Source organism: Arthrobacter sp. SO3 (assembly GCF_020532825.1).
GTDB lineage: Bacteria > Actinomycetota > Actinomycetes > Actinomycetales > Micrococcaceae > Arthrobacter.
This window is the reverse complement of the sequence record NZ_MQTS01000144.1, coordinates 51,074-53,797: the sequence shown is the minus strand read 5'-3', so window position 1 is coordinate 53,797 and position 2,724 is coordinate 51,074. Positions and strand designations below refer to the sequence as shown.

Annotated in this window: 2 protein-coding genes; both read left to right on the top strand. The window is 63.5% G+C overall.

Going from position 1 to position 2,724, the window contains the following annotated elements; all coding sequences use genetic code 11:
* The coding region (locus tag BJQ90_RS13740; protein WP_226760807.1) for a glycosyltransferase at positions 1 to 1,635 on the top strand (1,635 nt) is incomplete at its 5' end.
* A 235-nt stretch (positions 1,636 to 1,870) separates the two neighbouring features.
* The coding region (locus tag BJQ90_RS13735; protein WP_226760806.1) for a fibronectin type III domain-containing protein at positions 1,871 to 2,724 on the top strand (854 nt) is incomplete at its 3' end.

The window sequence follows — 2,724 nt, the reverse complement described above, 5'->3', positions numbered from 1 at the left end:
GTCCAGGCAGCCGTCCCCCCGAAGGCCCCGGCCACGGTCCAGGCCCCAGTCCCAGCAGGAGTCCCGGCGCAGGCCGTGGCCCCAGCACCAACGCAGCCCAAGCCCCCGGAGAGCCCCCTGAAAAACCCGGATGTGCTCGAGTTCACGGCACGCAGCGCGAAGAACTTTCCCGCCGGTTACCACTGCGCCATCACCTGGGGGATCCCGACGGAATACGGCGGCATGACCAATGCCCTGCTGCACCGGTCCAGGTCGTTTATCCGTGAGGCAGGCGTCCCGGTTGATGTCCTGACCTTCGCCTGGTCGGACAAGTACCCCGACATCCGCCGTGACCTTGAGGCCGCCGCTGAACTGGTGCCCGGACTCCGGTTGCGGAACCTCTGGGAAGAACTGGCCGAACTTTCCCCAGCCCAACTGAACGCACCAAAACCCGGGAATGTGGTCGAAGGTGGGTTCGCCCCCATCGGCCAGGACGAGACGTCCTCCGACGAGGTCAGCGGCGGAGTACTCCGCCGTCGGCTCCGTTATGCGGCCGACCAGAAGACCGTTCTTCAGGTGGATTATTTCCGGCCGGACGGGTCCCTCGTCGTTTCCGACCGCCGGGATGTGACCGTCAGGGGAGCTGAGGGGGGCCGCCTTGTGAGCCTCTGCGGCCGGGACGGCCATCCCGTGGCATCCTGGACCCAGATCTGGCCGCTCTACCTGTTCTGGCTGGACTGCGTCGTTGAAGGACGGGAGTCCTTCATGATCGTCGACAGCAAGTCGACCGCCAACTTCATGACCCGCTACCGGCGCGACAACGTTGCCACCATGCATCTGGTGCACAACTCGCACATGGCCAGCGGCGCCATTCCCCCGTACGGGGAATTGAGCCCCACCCGGCGGTATGTTTTCGAGCGTCTGAGTTCCTTCGACGCCGTCGTTCTCTTGACCGGGCGTCAGAAGAAGGACGTGGATCTCGTTTTCAACAATCCCCGGAACACGTGCGTCATTCCGAACAGCAGGTCCCTCCCGGAGGTGTCCAGCCCGGAGCTTGGCCATGACCCCCGCCTGGGGGTAATTCTCGGCAGCCTCACCAACCGGAAACGCTTGGATCACGCGATTTCTGCCGTCGATCTGGCACGCCAGCCCGGCAACGCGGAATTCAACCTGCGGATTTACGGCCAGGGCCCGGAAGAGGCTTCGCTGCGGAAACTCATTGCCGCCCGGGATTTGGACAAATACGTTGAACTGGCCGGATACTCCTCATCGGCGCGGCAGGAATTTGCTGGCGCTTCGTTCACCCTGCTGACCAGCACCCTGGAGGGCCAGGGCCTGGTTCTGATCGAGGCAATGAGCGTTGGCTGCATTCCCATCGCCTACGACGTTCCCTACGGCCCCTCCGACATCATCGAACACGGCGTCAACGGGTTCCTGGTGGAGGCCGGCGACATATCCGCTTTGGCCGAAAGGATCCGGCAGGTAGGCCTGATGGACGAAGCGGCCCTGCAGACCATGCGTCGGGCAGCGTTCGCCAGGGCACACGAGTTCAATGACGAGATAGTCGTCCAGAAATGGGGGACGGCCATGCGGCAGGCGATCGACAGGAAGCTCTCAGCTGCGGTCTACACCCCTTCTTCGAAGGGCTCGATCTAGGTCCGGCTGCCGGGACGGCTGCAGCTGGCCTGGCTGCGGCCGTCCGCCCCGGACGGCGGCTGGCGCTTCCGTCCGATACCCTGCGGAAAAGTTGCGGATTCCCTGCGTCTGGGCAGCACCTGCGCTGGATAGCATCGTCTAGCCCCGTGCCGATAGTTGACCCGGAAGGACCCGATGCCCGCCTCTGGCGATGCTGACGGTTCCGGCACGGGAGATCCCAATCTAAGGGCGTTCGATGCAGACCAAACGTTTGACCCAGGCGGCACGAAAGTCCGCCATCGCCGGACTCGCAGCGCTCATGATCGTCCTTGGCGTCGCAATCGCCCCCGCGTCCCAGGCCTACGATCCTGCATATGCGGTGCCGACAGGATTGAAGAGCACCGGGCAGACCAATACGACCGTGAGCCTGTCCTGGGTGAAGTCGGCCAACGTGCCGCGGTACCGGGTACAGGTATACAACAAGGCAGACATGAGTGATTCCGTATATTACCGGTTCACTGATTCGGCGGTGGTGATCCCCGACCTGGCCCCAAGCACCACGTATAACTTCCGGGTGCGCGGGATCAGCGCCGACGGGCTGACATCGCTGACGGCATACTCCGCGGCAATAACTGCAACCACCGCGGCCACCGCGGCTGCCCCCGTGTATGCGGTGCCGACAGGGCTGAAAAGCACGGGGCAGACCGATACGACGGTGAGCCTGTCCTGGGTGAAGTCGGCAAACGTGCCGCGATACCGGGTGCAGGTGTACACCAAAACGGATATGAGTGATTCGGTCTATTACCGGTTCACTGATTCTGCGGTAATGATTCCCGGCCTGGTGAAAAGCACATCCTATAAGTTCCGGGTGCGGGGGATCAGTGCCGACGGGCTGACGTCGCTGACGGCATACTCCGCGGCGGTGACGGCCACCACAACGGCCGGTTCCACGCCCTTGTACACGGTGCCGACAGGGCTGAAGGCCACCGTCACCGGTTCGGGCTCGATCGCGGTTTCGTGGAACCCGGTGGCAAACGCTCCCGGATACCGGGTGCAGGTGTACAGCAAATCCGACATGAGCGACTCGGTCTATCAGCGGTTCACGGACGT